Genomic DNA, 18,043 nt, shown 5'->3' with positions numbered 1-18,043 from the left:
GCTTCACCGCTTCATGGTCTCGACCTTCCGGCGCTATTTCACACGCCACATGAACGCCCTGCGGATCGCCCAATGGGGCATGCCCGCCGCTCCCCAGCAGGGTCCGATCATCGTCTATTCCAATCACCCGGCCTGGTGGGACGCGGCCGTCTACGTCCTGGCGGCGGACCGCTTCCTTCCGTCCTACGAGAGCTACGCACCCATCGATGCCGCAATGCTGAGGCAATACGGCATCTTCGGCCGCATCGGCGCCTTCGGCGTTGATCTCGAAAGTCCCCGCGGTGCGGCCGATTTCCTCAAGGCCGGATCGGAGATTCTTTCCGTTCCCCATCGCGCGCTCTGGATCACCGCGCAGGGACGCTTCGGCGACGTGCGCGAGCGGCCCCTCGGCCTCAAGCCCGGCGTGGCATATCTCCTCGAGCGTGCGCCCGGATGTACCGTCCTTCCGCTCGCCATCGAGTACGGCTTCTGGCTGGAGCGCGGAGCAGAAGCCTTCATCGCGTTCGGGCCACCGATGCGCGGACAGGATCTTCTCAACCTCGCACGCTCGGACCGGCTGAAGCGCCTTGAAGGTGAGCTGACGACGACGCTCGATCGCTTGAGCGCCGACGTGCGGAGCCGAGACCCGGCCCGATTCCGGGCCGTGCTCGAAGGCCGCGCCGGGATTGGCGGCCTCTACGACGGATGGCGGCGCTTGGCGGCGGCCCTGCGCGGGCGCGCCTTCGATCCGTCTCATGAGGGACGGCCATCATGACGGCGCTCGGTCTCGTCCTGCTTGCACTGGCCGCGATCCCGTTCGTTCTCGCGCTCATGAACCTGGGCATCCTGCGCGCGACGCCGCCCCAGGCGCCGCAGGGAGACATGCTCGTTTCCATCCTCATCCCGGCGCGCAACGAGGCGGCGAATATAGGCCCCGCTGTCGAAGCGGCGCTCGGCAGCATGGGCGTCCCGGTCGAAGTCCTGGTCATGGACGATGGGTCGACGGATGCGACCGCCGATATCGTCCGCGCCTATGCGGCCCGCGACAGCCGCGTGCGCCTCCTTGCGGCTCCGGCTCTCGATGAGGGCTGGACCGGCAAGGTCCATGCCTGCCACCATCTCTCCGAGGCCGCACGGGGCACGCATTTTCTCTTCGTGGATGCGGATGTGCGTCTTTCCCCTCATGCTGCGGCTTCGCTCGCAGGCCATGCGCAGGCGACCGATGCCGGCCTCGTCAGTGCCGTGCCGCGCCAGATCATGATCACGCCCGGCGAATTGCTGACGGTGCCGACGATCAACCTGCTCCTACTCGGCTATCTTCCCATCGGCTTCATGCGCCTCTCCCGCGATCCGGGACTGGGAGCAGCCTGCGGCCAGCTCATGCTTGTCGAGCGCGAGGCCTATCGGGCGAGCGGCGGACACGCGGCGATCCGAGCGCGCATCCATGACGGCATCCAGCTGGCCCGGCTCTTCCGACGCAAGGGCCTGATGACGGATCTCGTCCCTGGTGAGCGCCTCGCCACCTGCCGCATGTATGCGAGGTTCGACGAGGCCTGGGTGGGCTTTGCCAAGAATGCCCACGAGGGCATGGCGACACCGGTGGCATTGCCGGTCTGGACCGTTCTTCTTTTCGGCGGCCATGTGCTGCCATTCCTGCTCCTGCCGTTTGCGCCCAGCATCCTGTTCGCCTGGGCGGCCCTTCTTTCCCTCGGCGCACGCAGTCTCGTGACCTTCGCGACGCGGGAAAACCCTTGGTCGATCCCTCTTCATCCCCTCACCATCCTGGTCGGCCTTGCGATCCAGTGGAGCGTGCTCCTGCGGATCGGCGAGGCGCGCCTCGCGGGATGGAAAGGAAGGCTTTATCCGCTGGAGGAAAAGCCATGAGCGTGGACCTTTCAGGAACGACGAAGCGACCGAGCGACGAGAACTTTCCGGTCGCCTCCCTGGTGCTCTCGCGCCAGCACCGGGATGCCGTTCTCGCCTTCTACGCTTTCGCCCGAATGGCGGACGACATCGCCGACGCACCCGATCTCGGAGCGGCCGAGAAGCTGGCGCGCCTCGATGCTCTCGAACAGGCGCTCTTAGCTGGCGATCCGACGATTCCACGGGCCGCGCGCCTTCACGAAGTCGACGGACAGCGCAAGGCCGGACGAGACCCGGCCCGCGATCTGCTGCGCGCTTTCCGTCAGGACGTAGTCAAGGCCCGCTACAACGATTGGGCGGAGCTGATCGATTATTGCCGCTATTCCGCCAACCCGGTCGGCCGCTTCCTGCTGACGCTTCACGGGGAGCGCAGCTCCGCCTTTGGGCCGGTGGATGCCCTTTGCACGGCGTTGCAGATCCTCAATCACCTGCAGGATTGCGGCAAGGATCGCGAGCAGATGGGCCGCATCTACATCCCGATCCGGTGGATGCTGGCGGCGGGCTCCGAGGCGGCATTCTTCGATCCTTCACGCACGGCGCTCCGCCGCGCTGTTTTCGACGCCATGCTCGACCGGGTCGACGCGCTGATCGACCAAGCGCAATCCCTGCCCGAGCATCTGCAGAATGCGCGCCTGCGGGCACAGAGCCTTGCGACCATCGCCCTCGCCCGGCGCCTGAGCCGCCGTCTGCGGCAAGCCGATCCGGTTCTGGAGCGGGTGCAGGTGAGCAGGCCGGATGCCTGCGTCGCCTTCCTGTGCGGTCTTCCCGGAACGATCCGGAGGCCCTCTCCTCGCGACCATCGCGTGACCGCCGCGGCCGTGCGGCGTTCGGGCTCGTCCTTTCGCCTCGGCATGCAGAGTCTCTCTCCCGAGCGCCGCCGCGCCATTCATGCCGTCTATGCCTTCTGTCGCGCGGTGGACGATATTGCCGACGGCGCCGCGCCTGCTTCCGAGAAACGGGGCTTCCTGCGCGAATGGCGGCGCGAGCTCGACCGGCTGCACCGTGCACCGGAAACGCCGATCGGACGCGAGCTCGCCCGCGCCTCGACCCTGTTCAAGCTGCCCCTGGAGGAATGCCACGCCCTGCTCGACGGCATGGAGACCGACAGTGCTGATCGCGTGCGCCTTGCCAGCGACTATGAGCTCGGGCTCTATGGCCGCCGTGTCGCGGGATCCGTCGGAGCGCTCTCGATCCGCATCTTCGGCGCTCCGTCCGCTCACGACTTCGCCCTCAATCTCGGACGCACTCTGCAACTCGTGAACATCCTGCGCGACGTCGACGAGGACGCGGCCCACGAGCGGGTCTACGTTCCTCTTTCGCGGCTTGCGCAGCTCGGTTTGAGCGATGCTCCCGCCGCCACTCTCGTGGCAGATCCACGCTTCGCCCGTGTCTGCGAAAGTCTCGCCGAAGAGGCCCGCGCCGGCTTTGCCGCAGCGGATACAGCCCTCATGCGGCTCGATCGCCGGGCGCTGAAACCCGCGATCCTGATGATGGAGAATTACCGCCGCGTGCTCGACCGGCTGCAGGCGCGCGGCTGGGGCCGACGTCAGGGCAGGCTGCGCCTGAGCACGGCCGATCGATTGCATCTCATCACCCGCGCCATGAGGCCCGCATGACGGTCAGGCGCACCCATATCGTCGGAGCGGGGGTCGCCGGCTTGAGCGCTGCGCTCGCCGTCACGGCCGATGGCGGCGCGGCCGTCGTCTACGAGGCCGCGCCGCAGCCGGGCGGACGCTGCCGGACCCTGCAGCCTGCCGACGGCTTCATCCATGACAACGGCACCCATGTGCTGTTCACGGCCAATGGACGTACGCTCGATCTCCTCGAGGTCATCGGTGCCCGCGACCGCTGGTTCGAGCCGGAACCCAAAGGGCTTCCGCTCTACGATGGACGAACGGGCGAGATCCAACGGGTGGGACTCTCGCCCTGGTCGTGGCTGTTTCCCTCACGGCGACCGCACGGCCTAACCCTGCCCGATCTCGCGCGGATCCTGCGCCTCGTCTTCACCGCGAAGGATTGTCCGGTCGCGTCCATCATCGGCGATCGTCCGATCATGGACAGCCTCATCGAGCCGCTGACGGTGGCTGTGCTCAATACGCCCCCCGCGCAGGCCTCCTCGCAGCGCCTCGCCTGCGCCTTGCGGCGGCTCATCCGGCCCGGTGCCGGACGCCTGCTCGTGGCGCGCAACGGCCTGAGCGAAGACCTGATCGAGCCCGCTGTTGCGACCCTCACAGCGAGAGGCGCTGCCGTTCACACCGGGCAGCGCCTGCGCCGGCTTCTGACCAGCCAGGAGCGCGTCATCGGGTTGGCGCTGCCGGACCGCACCGTGATGCTCGGCCCCGAAGACCGCGTGATCCTCGCATTGCCGCCCTACGAGGTGGGGCGGCTTCTTCCCGCGCTGCCCGTGCCGACCTCTTTCGAGCCGATCCTCAACGTGCATTATCGCATGAAGGGCCTGGCGAGCCCGCGCTTCATCGGTTTCAGCGGCACGCTGGCGCAATGGGCCCTGGTCCGTCCCTCTCATGTGAGCGTCACGGTTTCGGCCGCCGATGCGGTGATGGACCACCATGTCGACGACGTGGCTGCAAGAATCTGGAGCGACATCGCGCCGGCCCTGCGCCGTCTCGGGCTCGATGCGGAAACCGGTCGTCAGCCCGAGAGCCGGGTGGTGAAGGAGAAACGCGCGACCATCCGCCAAGCTGCCGAGGAGCTCCCGCAGCCTCCCTTGCGGCCTCTGACTAACCTCGCCCTGGCCGGAGACTGGATCGGCTCTCTTCCGGCCACCATCGAGAGCGCCGTGATGGCAGGCGAGCACGCCGCCTCCCTGCTGCGGCATGTCCGCTGCAGCCGCCAGACCGCTCCGCGCGACCGCCCCTTGAAGACGGAGAATGCGGCATGATCCAGGACCATTCCCCGCTGACTGTTCTGCTCGCCGCCCCGCGCAGTTTCTGTGCCGGAGTCGAACGCGCCATACGGGCCGTCGAGGAGGCCCTCGACCGGACGGGCAGACCCGTCTATGTGCGCCACGAGATCGTGCATAACGACCGCGTGGTGGAAGACCTGAAGCGCAAGGGTGCGATCTTCGTCGAGGATCTGGCGGACATCCCGGACGGGGCCGTCGCCATCTTCAGCGCCCACGGCGTTTCGCGCGCAGTGGAACGGGAAGCGGCGAGCCGGGGCCTGTCCGTGCTCGACGCCACCTGCCCGCTCGTGCGCCGCGTCCATCTCGAAGGACAGCGCCATTCCAAAGCCGGCCGCGAGGTCATCGTCATCGGCCATCGCGGCCATGTGGAGATCGAGGGAACCACCGGGCAGATCGACGGTACCGTCCATGTGATCGAAAGCGTTGCGGAAGCGCTGACCGTTCGGGTTCTGAACCCGGAGCGCATCGCCTACATCACCCAGACGACGCTCTCCGTCGACGATACCCGCGAGATCATCGCGGCCCTGAAGAAGCGCTTTCCGGCCGTTCAGGGGCCCGACATCAAGACGATCTGCTATGCGACGCAGAACCGGCAGATGGCTGTGCGCGTGATCGCCAGGCGCGCGGAGCGGATCATCGTATGCGGCGCGCGCAACTCGTCGAACACCAACCGCCTGTGCGAGGTGGCCGTCAACGAGGGGCGCCAGGCGCTCCTCATGCAGGATCCGAAGGACCTGACGCTCTCCTTCATCGACGGCGCCGCCGTGATCGGCCTGACCGCAGGCGCCTCCGCTCCCGAAGATTTGGTGCAGGAGGCCCTGGCCCAGCTCGCGCAATGGCGGCGGCTCACGGTGGAGGAGGTGCGCGTCACCCGCGAGGACGCCCAGTTCGCCCCCGTGGATCTCTCGCACCTCGTTCCTCAGCTCGCGAACGCCTCCTGAACGTCCCGCGGCGTCGCCGTGACCAGCCCCAGCCTGTCGCGGCGCACCCAGCGCCAGAGCATCAGGCAGGCCACGACGGCGAGCCCGCTGGCCAGCCCGATCCAGATGCCGACTCCCCGCAGCGACGTGCCGAAGGCCAGGGTCGCGCCAAGCGGCAGGCCCACGCCCCAATAGCCGAGCGCCGCGTAGATCATCGGCACGCGGGTATCCTGCAACCCGCGCAGCATTCCGGCCCCGACCGCCTGCGCGCCGTCCACCAGCTGGAAGATGGCGGCCACCACCAGGAAGGTGCGCGCCAGATCGATGACGAGCGCGTTCTTGGGATCGGCCACGTCGAGGAAGACGCCGAGCAACAGGTGCGGAGCGAACAGCATGAGCGATGCAGTGACGGTCATGAAGCCGGTGCCCAGCGCGAACGACGTCCAGCCGGCTCGGGTGACGCCTGCCGTATCCTGGGCGCCATAGGCGCGGCCCACACGCACCGTCACGGCCTGTCCGATGCCGAGCGGGACGGAGAAGCAGAAGGACGCGATCTGCAGGGCAATGGCATGGGCGGCCAGCTCGCTCTCGCCGATCCGGCCCATCAGCATGGCGGCCGCGTTGAAGATCGTGACCTCGAACATCAGCGTCAGGCCAATCGGGAGGCCGATCTGCCAGAGGGTGCGATAGCGCGGCCAGTCGGGCCGCCAGAAGCGCCCGAAGATATGATAGCGCTTGAGCCGGGGATGGAGGACGATCACTACGGCGAGCGCCACGAACATGAAGGCGCTCGAGATCACCGTGCCGAGACCCGCCCCGACGAGCCCAAGAGCCGGCAGGCCGAGGGCGCCGAACATCAGCGCATAGGCCGCGCCGAAATTGACCGGGATGGCGAGCAGGCCGATGAACAGGGCCCAGCCGGGGCGCTCCAGGGCGGCCAGGAACGAGCGCAGCACCAAGAAGAGCAGGAACGGCAGAAGGCTCCATTGCAGGGCGCGGATATATTGGCCCGCATTGTGGGCGAGGACGGGCGCCTGTCCGATGGCGAGCAGGATCGCCTCTCCGTTCCAGGCCACGAGCCAAATCGGGACGGCGACGGTGACGGAGGCCCAGAAGCCCTGGCGCACGGTGCGTCGCACCTCGCGGACGGAATGGCGCTTGCGGCCGAGTTCCTCGGCGATCATCGGCGAGGTCGCATTGACGAGGCCGATCCCGAAGATCAGGAAGGCGAAGTAGAGATTGGTGCCGAGCGCACCCGCCGCCAGGGCGTCCGATCCCATCCAGCCCATCAGAATGACGTCGGACGTGATCAGGGCGTTCTGTGCAATCGTTGCAAGAACCAGGGGCCAGCCGAGGGCCAGGGTCGCACGCAGCTCCGTCATCCAGGCGGCGCGCTCGAAGGTCGATTCTCTCGAGATCATGATGGCGCGGTTGTATACAACCCGAAGCTGGAATGCCACACCTGCCGAGAGACCAGGAAGCACCCAAATGGCAAGGAACCTGAGCGGAAGCGCGCCCGTTCATCCCATTGCTCACGTTTCCGTGTTATTTTTCGGAGTTCTCGATGGCGCAACCGGCGCTTTCAACCGAGATCGATTTTGCCCTGCCGCCGGTCCTGCTCAACGAGCAGGGGCAGATGCGCACGGTCGGGATTGAGATCGAGTTCGTGGGTCCGTCTGCCGAAAGGACCGTCCAGGCCTTGCAGGAGGCGCTGGGCGGCCGGCTCATCGAGGAGGATCCGCATGCCTTCGCCTTGAAGGAATCGGCCATCGGCGACCTGACCGTCGAACTCGACAGCCGGATCCTGCACCCGGGCAAGCAGGCCGGGACGCAGAAGGGCGTCCTGCCCAAGATCGCGGCCCTGTTCGGCTTCGCGGCCCGTTATCTCGTTCCCTGCGAGCTGGTCACGGCACCGATCCCGGTCGACCGGCTTCAGGAACTCAATCGTATCCTGGCGATCCTGCGCGGGGTCGGCGCCAAGGGCACGCAGGATGGACCCTTTTATGCCTTCGGCCTGCACTTCAACCCGGAGATCCCGCGTCGGGATGTAGCGACCCTCACGGCCTTCATGAAGAGCTTCGCTCTGCTTAATCCGTGGCTCCGGCGCGAGGCTTCGCCGGACGCCACGCGCAATCTCCTGGGCTTTGCCGATCCTTTCCCGGCCGAATATGTCCGCCGGATCGGCGATCCGTATTACTGGCCGGACATGCCCGGCTTCATCGACGACTACCTCGCCTACAATGCGACACGAAACCGGGATCTCGATCTTCTGCCGCTCCTGCACGACTTCGACGCGACCCGGGTCCGTGCCGTCCTGCCGAACGAGAAGATCAACGGCCGCCCCACCTTCCATTACCGCCTGCCCGATGCCCGGGTGAGCGATCCCGGCTGGAGCATCGCGCCGGATTGGAACCGCTGGGTCTGCGTCGAGCGGCTCGCCGCGGACCGCGAGAAGCTGGATGCGGTGGGTGCCGCCTACCTGTCGTTCGAAGGCGAGGACAAGAGCTGGGCCAATGTGGTGGAGCAGATCGTAAGGTCATGACGAGCCCCCTGATCGGCGTCACCACGTCGAGACGTGGCGGATGGCGCAGCTACCTCATGCACCGGCTGGCGCTCTACCGTGCGGGCGCGCGCGCCGTGCGCCTGATGCCCGGCCATCCGCTGCCGACGGAGCCGCTGCAAGGACTGGTGATCGGCGGCGGCGACGATATCGGCGCGGAGATCTACGGCGGGCAGGTCCTGCCGGACGTGCGCATCGACCCTGAGCGCGACAAGCTGGAGCTCGGCCTGCTGAAGGCGGCGCTCCCGGCAGGGCTGCCGATCCTCGGCATCTGCCGCGGATCGCAGATGATCAATGTGGCGCTCGGCGGCACGCTGCACACGGACATCTATGAGGTCTATGTCCAGGCGCCGAAAATGCGCACGGTTCTGCCGCGCAAGACCGTGACCATCGAGCGAGGCTCCCGGCTGGGCCGGATCCTGAGCTGCAATCCCTGTCAGGTGAACGCCCTGCATCACCAGTCGGTCGACCGTCTCGGTCGGGGATTGAGAATCGCCGCGTGCGACGAGAGCGGGATCGTGCAGGCCATCGAGAGCGACAGCGCGCCGTTCCTGCTCGGCGTGCAATGGCATCCGGAGCTCCTGGTCTGGAAGAAGCCGCAGCAGCGATTGTTCGCAGCCCTGACAGACGCCGCGCGCGAGGCTACGGTTCCGCTCTCCGCGACGGCGCTCGCCCTGTGACTCAGCGCGCCCGTCGCGACGTGCGCGGGAACAGCGGAATGACCTTGTTGTCGCTGTGCACGTTCAGGTGCCGCTGGATCGCCACATGCAGGTCGCGGCTGACGATGGGCTTCTGAAGCAGCGGAAACTCGCTGTCTCCGCCGGCGACATCGGGATTGCCGGTGATCAGCAGCACGGGCAGGCTCGGGAAGACCTGCCGCACTTCGCGCGCCAGCATGACGCCATTCATGCTGCCGGGCATGGCAACGTCGGCCAGCACGAGGGCGGGCCTGCGCACGCTCAAGGATTTCACCGCCTGCGCCGCATCGGTCGCGATGCTGGTGACATAGCCGAACTCTTCCAGGGTCGATTGCAGCGCGAGCGCGACTTCGAGCTCGTCGTCGACGACGAGGATTTCCGTATGGCCCTGCACGCTCTCATCCGGCGTGTCGTCCTCGTTCAACGAGTTCGACGGCAACAGGGTCGCGGCATCGGTCCGCGGGATGTAGAGGAGGATCGAGGTTTCTCCCCCGTCCCGCCGCACTTCCGATGCGCCGCCGAGATCCTGCAGGAAATGCAGGCTCTGGCGCAGGGACAGCCAGGAGGACAGGTCGAGATCCCGCACGGAGAAGGATTGCTCCAGATCGGTCTCCGGAGCGTGACGCACCTCCTCGGAGAGGCCGGCGCTGCGGATCGCGAGCTGCACGAAGTCGCCCTCGCGGGTGAGATCCGGCAGCGAACCTTTTTCGACCTGCACGTTCCGGGCTTCGAGCGTAATGGTGCCACCCTGGGGCAGAGCATCCCGGACATGGGCGCTCAAGGTCACGATGGCGGTCTGGATATCGTCCGGGTTGGCCTTGATGGACCAGAGATCCTCCGCCAAGGAGACGCGCAGCTCGACCGTGTCGCGCAGCAGGGAATGGCTCAGGAGATCGGCCACCGAACTCACCTGCTCTGCGATATTCACATATTGCACCTTGGCCTCGCCCTGCCGGGCGAAGGCCGTCGATTGGGCGATGAGCTTGGCGGCCTGGTCGGAGGCTACGAGAGCGGAGAGCAGCTTGCGCTGCAGGATCGGCTGATCCTTCAGCTGGCGGGCCGCCGCATCGATATTGGCGCTGATCACCATAAGCCGGTTGTTGAGATCGTGAGCGATGCCGTCCCGGAGCCGGTCTACGGCCTGCGCCTTCTGCAGGCGGCGCAGCGCGTCGTCTTCTTCAGGAGCCGGCGCTTCCTCGAAGGCGGAAAACTCGGCAAAGGACAGGAGTGTCTCGGCGGGCGGCTCGAAGGGAGCGGCCGTCACGTCGTCGAACACGGTGAACTCGTCGGACGCACCGTCATCTCTATGGCGGAAGGCCTGCTTGATCTGCCGTCCGATCAGCAGGGGAGCTCCGGCGGCAATCAAGAGGAAAAGCCCCGCTGCCGCGGCAATGAGGGCCGAATTCCTGACATAGGCCGCAGCCGCCAGCGCGAAGCCCGACATGATCAAGGCGCCGGACAGGCTCAGCAGAGACAGCTTCAATGAGACTGGCAGCAGATGCATAAGGCTTTTCTAAAATATGATTTGACCTGACGGACCCCAGACGCCACTTGCAGACCTATCTTGTGTAGCACGAGCAGGCGGCAAGCGAGGGCGACCTCGCGATTAAGTGTTACTGTTCCATAAAGGAGATAATTGTGCGGCTTTCTGATGTCCCTGGCTTGACGCAACTGGTGCTTGCATTCGCCCTCACGGTCTCGTTTCTCCCAACGGCAGGTGCCCAGGAATCCCAAGAACAGGCCATCGAGCGCCGCGTGAACGAGCTTCTCGGTCGCATGACCCTCGAAGAGAAGGTCGGCCAGCTGAATCTTGTCTCCCACGGCCCGCCGCTGCGCTGGGAGGACATCTCCGAGGGGAAGGCCGGAGCCGTTCTGAACTTCAACAGCGCCGAGGATGTGGCGCGCGCTCAAGCGCTGGTCCGTGAAAGCCACCTGAAGATTCCGCTGCTCTTCGGCCTCGACGTCCTGCACGGGTTCCGCACCCAGTTTCCTTTGCCTCTCGGTGAGGCCGCGGCCTTCAGCCCACGCGTCTCCCGGCTCGCCTCCGAATGGGCCGCCCGGGAAGCGTCCTATGTCGGCGTGAACTGGACCTTCGCACCCATGGCCGACCTGTCGCGCGACAGCCGCTGGGGCCGCATCGTCGAAGGTTTCGGCGAGGATCCCACCCTCGGCGCCGCCCTCACGGCGGCCCGCGTGGAAGGCTTCCGCAAAGGCGGTCTCGCGGCGGCGGCCAAGCATTTCGCAGGCTACGGCGCTCCGCAGGGCGGGCGTGACTACGACACGACCTATATCCCGCGCGCGGAGATGTACGACACTTATCTGCCGCCGTTCCGCGCCGCGGTGGAAGCGGGCACGGCGAGCTTCATGGCCGCGTTCAACGCCCTGAACGGCGAGCCCTCGACGGCGAATCCGTGGCTGCTGACGGATGTGCTGCGCACTCAATGGGGCTTCGACGGCTTCGTCACCTCCGATTGGGTCGGGATCGGCGAACTCGTCAACCACGGCATCGCGGCCGACGGCGCGGAGGCCGCCCGCAAGGCGATCCTCGCCGGTGTCGACATGGACATGATGGGCCAGCTCTACATCAACCATCTTCCCGACGAGGTGCGCGCCGGCCGGGTGCCGGAGAGCGTGATCGACGAATCCGTGCGGCGCGTTCTGCGCACCAAGTTCCGCCTGGGCCTGTTCGATCGTCCCGATGTCGATTCCTCTCATCTTGATTCGGAATTCCCATCGCCGGAATCGCGCCAGGCTGCCCGCGAGGTCGCCCGCGAAACCTTCGTGCTGCTGCAGAACCGGGACGATGTGCTGCCGATCCCGTCGAAGGTTCGCTCCATAGCGGTCGTCGGACCTCTCGCCGATGCGCCGCAGGACCAGATGGGGCCTCACGCGGCGCGTGGCCACAAGGAGGACAGCGTCACGATCCTCGAAGGCATTCGCCGCCGCGCGCAGAGCGCAGGCATCGCGGTCCGGCATGCTCCGGGCTGCGACCTATTCTGCCGCAACACGGACGCGCTGCCCGGGGCGCTCGAGGCTGCCAGGCAGTCGGATTTCGTGATCGCCGTTTTCGGCGAGCCGCAGGAATTGTCCGGCGAGGCCGCCTCCCGGGCCAACATGGAACTCAACGGCAAGCAGATCGAGGTGCTGGAGGAACTCGCCAAGACCGGCAAGCCCGTCGCTCTCGTCATCATGGGCGGGCGTCCTCAGGTTCTGGGGCCGGTGGCGGATCGAATCCCGTCGATCCTGATGGCCTGGTATCCTGGGACGGAGGCAGGACCCGCGGTGGCCGACGTGCTGTTCGGCGACGTGAGCCCGAGCGGCAAGCTTCCACTCACCTGGCCGCGCGCCACGGGACAGCTGCCGCTCTATTACAACCGGCTTCCCACGGGGCGCCCCACCCTGGCCAACAACCGCTTCACCCTGCACTACATCGATGAGAGCATCGCGCCGCTCTACCCCTTCGGCTGGGGCCTGAGCTACACGCACTTCGCCTATTCCGACGCGAGGATCGCGAGCCGGCAGCTCGACGAGGGGCAGGTTCTGGAGGTTTCCCTCGATGTGAAGAACACGGGGGCGCGGGACGGCCAGGAGGTCGTGCAGCTCTACACCCGCGACCCGGTGGCCAGCCGCAGCCGCCCCTTACGCGAGCTGAAGGCCTTCGAGAAGATCGCCCTCAAGTCCGGCGAAACGAAGCGCGTGACCCTGCGCGTACCCGTCGAGTCCCTCGGCTTCCATCTCGATGACGGCACCTATCTGGTCGAGGCCGGCGCCATCCAGGTCTTCGTCGGCGGCTCGTCGCTCGCGGATCAGGTCGGCGAGGCCGAGATCCTCAAGACCTTCCGCATCCCACCCATGGAGCGACGTGCCTCCGCCTCGACCGGCGTTGCGCAGTAAAGGACGGAGACGATTCGTTTCCTGACCGCTCGGCGCATCGTGGATGCGGAAAACCGGATCCCCTTTTCCGCATGATGCGCTAAGCTGGCGGCCATGAGCGCCCAGTCGACAAAGCCGGAAACGCGCGACTTCACCATGCGGGCGGTGAAGACCATCGCGGCTTTCGAGCGGACGAACGTGACGGATACCCTGCTGGGAATGTCTCTCACCTTCGTGGCCGGAGCCATCAATGCCGGCGGCTTCCTCGCCGTCGGCCAATACACGTCGCATATGTCGGGCATCTTCTCATCCATGGCCGACAATCTCGCTCTCGGCTCGCTCGGGCTGGCGAGCCTGGGGCTCCTGGGCTTAGTGCCCTTCGTCATGGGTGCGGCCTGCTCGGCCATGCTGATCAACTGGGGCCGGCGGCATCACCTGGGCAGCCGCTACGCGATGCCGCTGATGGTCGAATCCTTCCTGCTTCTCGGGTTCGGGATCCTGGGCTGGCTCGCCCATCCGTCGCCGGTTTTCGTCGCGGTCGCGATTCCCCTGCTCTGCTTCATCATGGGCCTGCAGAACGCCACCGTCACGAAGATCTCCGGCGCGCGCATGCGCACCACCCATGTGACCGGCATCGTCACGGATATCGGCATCGAGCTCGGCAAGCTCCTCTACTGGAACCGGAATGCCCACAATCCGGATCGGATCATGGCCGATCGCGAGAAGTTGCGCCTGCTCGTCCTGCTGCTCACCTCGTTCTTCATCGGGGGCGTCATCGGCGCCATCGGGTTCAGCCATATCGGCTTCCTGTTCGCGCTGCCTTTCGCTCTCCTGTTGCTCCTGCTGGCGGGGCCGCCGCTCGCGGAGGATGCCGCGACCCTGGCCCGCCGGATGACGAAGCGCTGACGCGCCATTGGCTTGAGGCGGAAGAAACCTAGATTCCTTCCATGCAAGAGAAAGCCGCGGCTCCTTTTTCCCAGCCGTTCGACGGCGATGCTCCCGATGCCCGCGCCCGGCGGGTCACGCGCCTCATCGGTGCGGCGGCGCTCGTCGGGCTCGCTCTCTGGATGATCGGCTCCTATCTCACCACGATCGGCTGGGCGGCAATCATCGCCATCAGCGTCTGGCCGCTTCATCGCCGGTTCCAGGCCCGCCTGGGAGGCTCGCGCCTCATCGCCCCCCTGCTGATGACGATCGGGCTCGCCGTGCTCCTTCTCGTGCCGGTCGCCCTCGTCCTGACCGAGATCGGCCGGGAAAGCCAGTTCGTCATGGAATGGCTGGCGCGGCTGCAGCAGAACGGCATGCCTGTGCCGGACTGGGTCCATCGCCTGCCGCTCTTCGGACAGCACTTGGATACATGGTGGCAGGCGCATCTGGGGCGGCCGGAATCCGCCGGCCAGCTCCTGAGCGGCATCGACAGCGAGACGCTGACCGAGTGGTCGAGGACCCTCGGCGGTGCACTGGCGACGCGCGTTCTCCATACCTTCCTGACCTTCCTGGTCCTGTTCATCCTCCTGCGCCACGGCCGCGAGATCGGGCAGCACGTGCTCGCCGCCATCGACCGCTGGTTCGGCGCACCGGGCGAGCGCCTGGCGGAGACCATGGCATCGGCCGTGCGCGGAACGGTGAACGGGACGATCCTCGTGGCCGTGGGCGAAGCCGTCCTGATCGGGATCGGCTTCGTGGCCGCGGGCGTGCCGCATGCCGTGCTGTTCGCATTCCTGACCGCCGCCTTCGCCATGCTGCCGATGGGAGCCTGGTTCGCCTTCGTGGCCGCCGCGATCGTGCTGGTTCTCGGCGGTGGCTCCCTTCTCGCGGCCGCGGGCGTCGTGGGATGGGGCGCCGCCGTGATGCTGATCGGCGACAATCTCGTTCAGCCGGCCCTGATCGGCGGAGCGGCTCATATTCCCTTCCTGTGGACCCTTTTCGGCATTCTCGGCGGCCTGGAAACCTTCGGCCTGATCGGGCTCTTCGTCGGCCCCGTCCTCATGGCCGCCCTCCTGACGATCTGGCGCCAGCAGAGCAGGCCCGTTCCTGACCAAGTGCCTTGAGGAACATTGACGAAGGCTGGGCGGTTCACCTCTGACACAAAGGAGCCGCTCGTCATGTCCCGGATCAGTCCCAACCCCGTCGAGGCCCTGGCCCGTTTCGGCTATGGAGCGCGGGGGGTGGTCTATGGACTGGTCGGGGGCCTTGCCCTTCTCGCCGCCATCGGCTCGGGCGGACAGACGGGAGGCAGCCGCAGCGCCCTGCAGACCTTGCTCACGCAGCCATTCGGCAAGCTCTGGCTGATCCTGATCGCCATGGGCCTCTTCGGCTTTTGCGCTTGGCGGGTGCTGGAGGCGCTGACCGATGCCGATCATCGCGGTTCCGACGCGAAGGGATGGGGCGTCAGGGGAGCCCATCTGATCAGCGGCATCATCTATGCGGGACTTGCCGTCTCGGCGCTCAATCTCGCCCTCGGACGCGGTTCGGGCGGCGGCGAGGACAAGGCGGCCCAGGACTGGACCGCGTGGCTCATGAACCAGCCCTTCGGCCAATGGCTGGTCGGCCTCGTGGGTCTTGCCGTGGCGGGAGCGGGCCTCGCCTTCCTCTGGAAAGCCTGGCAGGGGAAAGTGGCGGAACGCCTCTCGCTGCCTGGCGACAAGCGTGACTGGTTCATCACGATCGGCCGCATGGGCTTTGCCGCCCGCGGCGTCGTGTTCCTGATGATCGGCGGCTTCCTGGTCCTGGCGGCCCTCCACGCCTCGTCCTCGGACGTCCATGGGCTGGGCGGCGCGCTGCAGGCCCTGCAGCGGCAACCTTATGGCTGGGTGCTCCTGGCCCTGACGGCCCTGGGCCTCTTCGCCTTCGGCCTCTTCGGGCTCGTCCAGGCCCGCTACCGCCACATCGACGCGCCCGATCTCGACGACGCGAAGGCGGCCGTCGCGCGGGTGGCGCGATAAGAGACCATATGGGCTGAAATACTGGCGATCCCGGGAAGACTCGAACTTCCGACCTTCGGTTTAGGAAACCGCTGCTCTGTCCTGCTGAGCTACGGGACCGCTTGAGACGAGGGGATTTAGCACGGTCGGCAGGGTCATTCCAGGGGGTTCGTGCCCTTGGGATCAGCAAGTGACGACGAGATCGTGCCTGGGCGGGCCGCCGTGTCGCCGGCCAGGGGCACAGCGGCCCGGACGGAGGCCTTACCGGGTCGCGGCTTCCGGCGACCGGACCGGGAGCATCAGGTGCTCGTAGGGCGTATCCGGCCACATCACGTAAGGCTGCGTGGTGTCGGGCTTCGGGGTGCGGGGATATCCCTCCATCATGCCTTTGGCCCCGACCACCATCACATGAGGCCCGGTCTCGATCCAGTTGTTGTTGGGTTCCGGTTTCTGCGCATAGGGGTCGGTGTTGCTGGCATCCGTTCCGCCGGAGAGCATGTACATGAAGCCGACCTTGTTGCGCGGCGGCTCCTTCTTCTCGAGCCAGGCCTGCGCCCATTCCATGGCGTTCTTGTCGCCGCACATGGGGTCCGGCCCAGGCGTGTTCGGATTGTCCGCCAGACAGGTGAAGCCGTTCGTCCCCTTGCGGACGACGCGGGTTTTCCCGTCCGGAGAGACATCCACGATGGTCGCGTCCTTGGCGACGGCGGGCGGCGCCGCCGCCATGGCGCTCTTGATGATGTCCTCATCGCTCATGGAGCCCGCTATGCCCTGATGCTGGGCGAATACCACAGGGATGAAGCCGAATGTCGAGATGACGCTGCACGCGAACCAGACGAGAGTGCGATGCCCATTCATGGCCCACCTCCTGTTGCTGCGCGACCGGCACCTCTCATTCTACGCCTGCAGGGCATTTGAGGGGAGAGCCCTTTGCAACCTGCCCTGACGAGGCCCCAAGGAACTCTGCTTGGCCCGATCAGGTTGAGAAGGAACCGGAGGCATATCATGGCGCAGACGCTTCGCGATTTCCTGAAACAGATCGAGAATCTTCCCCCCGACACCCTGCTCTGTGTCGCCGAGGTGGACGAGGCCTTCGCGGCCCATGTGGCCGAGATCGAAATCATCGAGGATGCGAAGGCGCAGAACCGCAAGACGGAAGGCCTGGAAGCGGTCGAGCTGGGCAACGGACGCGAGAGGGTCGTGGTGATCCGGTGGTAGGAACCCGGAAAGGGAGAACTCGTTGCCGGCGGCAGGCAGGGCGGCGCGTCCGATCAGGAGACCCGTGACGCCAACAAGCACGACAATTCCGGGCACGGCGGATATGAACCGCAGCAGCACCATCCGGCACAGGAAAGGCGCTGAACCGGCCCCCAAGCGTAGCCGTTTTGCTCTGAATGGGTATGATCCCGTCTCATGACGGGATCAGCCCTACGGACATTGGTGACCATCGGCCTCGGCTTAGGTCTCGCATTCGCCGCGTCGAGCGGGCGGGCGCAGCCTGCCGCGAGCGGGCGCCCCGTAACCGTCTGCACCGCCGAGGCGCGGCCGGATCGCCTGCAGGATCTCTCTCCGGAAGGGGATCTTGTTCTGACCTCCCTCGGCCCGGCCCGTCTCGCCGGCATCCGGCTCCCTGAAGGGCCTCCCCATCGCGACCAGGCCCTGGCCTGGCTGCGGGACCGCGCAGGCGAGCCCAGCCTCGTTCAAGACACGGGGCATGCCGACCGCTGGGGCCGCAAATCCGTCCGGATCCGGTCCGTCGGCACGATGCCTTCCCTCGATTGGAGCCACAGCCTCATCGAGGCCGGTCTCGCGATCACGGATGCCGGCCTGGATGCCCCCTTTTGCCAGCGGGAATTGCTCGCTCTCGAGGCCACTGCCCGCGAACGACACCTTGGTCTTTGGGCCGATGACCGCTATAAGCCCATGGACGTCAATCAACCCGAGCGTCTGCGGGACCGAATCGGCAACTTCATCCTGGTCGAGGGTCGCGTCAGAAGCATCGGCGAGCGCAAGCAGCGGACCTATTTGAACTTCGGGGGGCACTGGGCAGAAGACTTCACGATCATCATTCCTAGGAATACCTGGAAGCAGATGTCCGACCGGGGCATGGGCGCCGAGGCGCTCAGAGGCCAGCGGATCAGGGCCCGAGGCGTTTTGCAGCCTTGGCAGGGGACAGCCTTCTCCATTGTCGTTCCGGACATGATCGAACGCCTTGAAGGCGGCCGCCTGCCACGATGAACGAG

General features: G+C 66.5%; 16 protein-coding genes and 1 tRNA gene. 13 read left to right on the top strand and 4 right to left on the bottom strand.

Features of this window, described 5'->3' with window-relative positions; translation table 11 throughout:
• Positions 1-13 precede the first annotated feature (13 nt).
• The 5 genes from U0023_RS10050 to ispH are packed head-to-tail and all read left to right on the top strand — an operon-like array spanning position 14 to position 5,766.
• Positions 14-754: a lysophospholipid acyltransferase family protein gene (locus U0023_RS10050; protein ID WP_052600721.1), complete on the top strand. Its 741-nt coding sequence runs from the start codon at positions 14-16 to the stop codon at positions 752-754.
• A complete protein-coding gene (locus tag U0023_RS10045; RefSeq protein WP_009493362.1) occupies positions 751-1,863 on the top strand; it encodes a glycosyltransferase in 1,113 nt (370 codons plus the stop codon). Before U0023_RS10050 ends, U0023_RS10045 begins: the two co-directional genes overlap by 4 nt.
• A complete protein-coding gene (locus U0023_RS10040) occupies positions 1,860-3,518 on the top strand; it encodes a squalene/phytoene synthase family protein (protein WP_009493364.1) in 1,659 nt (552 codons plus the stop codon). The genes U0023_RS10045 and U0023_RS10040 overlap by 4 nt, the downstream gene beginning before the upstream one ends.
• Positions 3,515-4,801, top strand: a complete 1,287-nt coding sequence (locus U0023_RS10035) for a hydroxysqualene dehydroxylase (RefSeq protein ID WP_009493366.1) — start codon at positions 3,515-3,517, stop codon at positions 4,799-4,801. Before U0023_RS10040 ends, U0023_RS10035 begins: the two co-directional genes overlap by 4 nt.
• Positions 4,798-5,766, top strand: a complete 969-nt coding sequence (ispH, locus tag U0023_RS10030) for a 4-hydroxy-3-methylbut-2-enyl diphosphate reductase (RefSeq protein ID WP_009493368.1) — start codon at positions 4,798-4,800, stop codon at positions 5,764-5,766. The genes U0023_RS10035 and ispH overlap by 4 nt, the downstream gene beginning before the upstream one ends.
• Here the strand turns inward: ispH and U0023_RS10025 are convergent.
• Complete coding sequence (locus U0023_RS10025) at positions 5,745-7,166, bottom strand: MATE family efflux transporter (protein WP_009493370.1); 1,422 nt, start codon at positions 7,164-7,166, stop codon at positions 5,745-5,747. The genes ispH and U0023_RS10025 overlap by 22 nt on opposite strands.
• A gap of 143 nt (positions 7,167-7,309) precedes the next feature.
• Here U0023_RS10025 and U0023_RS10020 point away from each other — a divergent pair, with 143 nt between their 5' ends.
• Together U0023_RS10020 and U0023_RS10015 are read left to right on the top strand one after the other, a co-directional pair.
• On the top strand, positions 7,310-8,287 hold the full coding sequence (locus U0023_RS10020; protein WP_009493372.1) for an amidoligase family protein: 978 nt from the start codon (positions 7,310-7,312) through the stop codon (positions 8,285-8,287).
• Complete coding sequence (locus tag U0023_RS10015) at positions 8,284-8,985, top strand: gamma-glutamyl-gamma-aminobutyrate hydrolase family protein (RefSeq protein WP_009493374.1); 702 nt, start codon at positions 8,284-8,286, stop codon at positions 8,983-8,985. Before U0023_RS10020 ends, U0023_RS10015 begins: the two co-directional genes overlap by 4 nt.
• Position 8,986: 1 nt before the next feature.
• Here U0023_RS10015 and U0023_RS10010 read toward each other — a convergent pair whose 3' ends face one another.
• Positions 8,987-10,507: a response regulator gene (locus U0023_RS10010; RefSeq protein ID WP_009493376.1), complete on the bottom strand. Its 1,521-nt coding sequence runs from the start codon at positions 10,505-10,507 to the stop codon at positions 8,987-8,989.
• A gap of 134 nt (positions 10,508-10,641) precedes the next feature.
• On the opposite strand from U0023_RS10010, the gene U0023_RS10005 reads away from it, so the two are divergent.
• The 4 genes from U0023_RS10005 (at position 10,642) to U0023_RS09990 (ending at position 15,821) form a co-directional block, all read left to right on the top strand.
• Positions 10,642-12,897, top strand: a complete 2,256-nt coding sequence (locus U0023_RS10005) for a glycoside hydrolase family 3 N-terminal domain-containing protein (protein ID WP_009493377.1) — start codon at positions 10,642-10,644, stop codon at positions 12,895-12,897.
• A 93-nt stretch (positions 12,898-12,990) separates the two neighbouring features.
• Entirely contained in the window at positions 12,991-13,782 is a 792-nt protein-coding gene (locus U0023_RS10000; protein WP_009493379.1) for a YoaK family protein, read from the top strand.
• A 41-nt stretch (positions 13,783-13,823) separates the two neighbouring features.
• Positions 13,824-14,927 (top strand): AI-2E family transporter, encoded by a 1,104-nt coding sequence (locus U0023_RS09995; RefSeq protein WP_009493381.1) that lies wholly within the window; start codon positions 13,824-13,826, stop codon positions 14,925-14,927.
• Between the two features lie 54 nt (positions 14,928-14,981).
• The gene (locus U0023_RS09990) at positions 14,982-15,821 is read left to right on the top strand and encodes a DUF1206 domain-containing protein (RefSeq protein WP_009493383.1); all 840 of its coding nucleotides are present in this window, start codon (positions 14,982-14,984) and stop codon (positions 15,819-15,821) included.
• A gap of 22 nt (positions 15,822-15,843) precedes the next feature.
• Here the strand turns inward: U0023_RS09990 and U0023_RS09985 are convergent.
• Together U0023_RS09985 and U0023_RS09980 are read right to left on the bottom strand one after the other, a co-directional pair.
• Positions 15,844-15,920, bottom strand: a tRNA-Arg gene (locus U0023_RS09985).
• Positions 15,921-16,061: 141 nt separating this feature from the next.
• Complete coding sequence (locus U0023_RS09980) at positions 16,062-16,658, bottom strand: hypothetical protein (protein WP_009493385.1); 597 nt, start codon at positions 16,656-16,658, stop codon at positions 16,062-16,064.
• 147 nt (positions 16,659-16,805) lie between these two features.
• On the opposite strand from U0023_RS09980, the gene U0023_RS09975 reads away from it, so the two are divergent.
• Positions 16,806-17,018, top strand: a complete 213-nt coding sequence (locus tag U0023_RS09975) for a hypothetical protein (protein ID WP_009493387.1) — start codon at positions 16,806-16,808, stop codon at positions 17,016-17,018.
• Between the two features lie 195 nt (positions 17,019-17,213).
• Positions 17,214-18,038, top strand: coding sequence for a thermonuclease family protein (locus U0023_RS09970; protein WP_009493389.1), 825 nt, complete (start codon positions 17,214-17,216; stop codon positions 18,036-18,038).
• Positions 18,039-18,043: the final 5 nt, after the last annotated feature.

The organism is Microvirga lotononidis (genome assembly GCF_034627025.1).
Lineage (GTDB): Bacteria > Pseudomonadota > Alphaproteobacteria > Rhizobiales > Beijerinckiaceae > Microvirga > Microvirga lotononidis.
This window is presented reverse-complemented; position numbering and strand designations above follow the sequence as displayed.

What these genes read in the sequence shown, in the direction of transcription:
- U0023_RS10020 (WP_009493372.1), top strand. Translation starts at nt 7,310, where the DNA reads ATGGCGCAACCGGCGCTTTCAACCGAGATCGATTTTGCCCTGCCGCCG.
- U0023_RS10040 (WP_009493364.1), top strand. Translation starts at nt 1,860, where the DNA reads ATGAGCGTGGACCTTTCAGGAACGACGAAGCGACCGAGCGACGAGAAC.
- U0023_RS10000 (WP_009493379.1), top strand. Translation starts at nt 12,991, where the DNA reads ATGAGCGCCCAGTCGACAAAGCCGGAAACGCGCGACTTCACCATGCGG.
- U0023_RS09975 (WP_009493387.1), top strand. Translation starts at nt 16,806, where the DNA reads ATGGCGCAGACGCTTCGCGATTTCCTGAAACAGATCGAGAATCTTCCC.
- U0023_RS10025 (WP_009493370.1), bottom strand. Translation starts at nt 7,166, where the DNA reads ATGATCTCGAGAGAATCGACCTTCGAGCGCGCCGCCTGGATGACGGAG.
- U0023_RS10045 (WP_009493362.1), top strand. Translation starts at nt 751, where the DNA reads ATGACGGCGCTCGGTCTCGTCCTGCTTGCACTGGCCGCGATCCCGTTC.
- U0023_RS09995 (WP_009493381.1), top strand. Translation starts at nt 13,824, where the DNA reads ATGCAAGAGAAAGCCGCGGCTCCTTTTTCCCAGCCGTTCGACGGCGAT.
- U0023_RS09970 (WP_009493389.1), top strand. Translation starts at nt 17,214, where the DNA reads ATGACGGGATCAGCCCTACGGACATTGGTGACCATCGGCCTCGGCTTA.
- ispH (WP_009493368.1), top strand. Translation starts at nt 4,798, where the DNA reads ATGATCCAGGACCATTCCCCGCTGACTGTTCTGCTCGCCGCCCCGCGC.
- U0023_RS09980 (WP_009493385.1), bottom strand. Translation starts at nt 16,658, where the DNA reads ATGAATGGGCATCGCACTCTCGTCTGGTTCGCGTGCAGCGTCATCTCG.
- U0023_RS09990 (WP_009493383.1), top strand. Translation starts at nt 14,982, where the DNA reads ATGTCCCGGATCAGTCCCAACCCCGTCGAGGCCCTGGCCCGTTTCGGC.
- U0023_RS10010 (WP_009493376.1), bottom strand. Translation starts at nt 10,507, where the DNA reads ATGCATCTGCTGCCAGTCTCATTGAAGCTGTCTCTGCTGAGCCTGTCC.
- U0023_RS10035 (WP_009493366.1), top strand. Translation starts at nt 3,515, where the DNA reads ATGACGGTCAGGCGCACCCATATCGTCGGAGCGGGGGTCGCCGGCTTG.
- U0023_RS10015 (WP_009493374.1), top strand. Translation starts at nt 8,284, where the DNA reads ATGACGAGCCCCCTGATCGGCGTCACCACGTCGAGACGTGGCGGATGG.
- U0023_RS10050 (WP_052600721.1), top strand. Translation starts at nt 14, where the DNA reads ATGGTCTCGACCTTCCGGCGCTATTTCACACGCCACATGAACGCCCTG.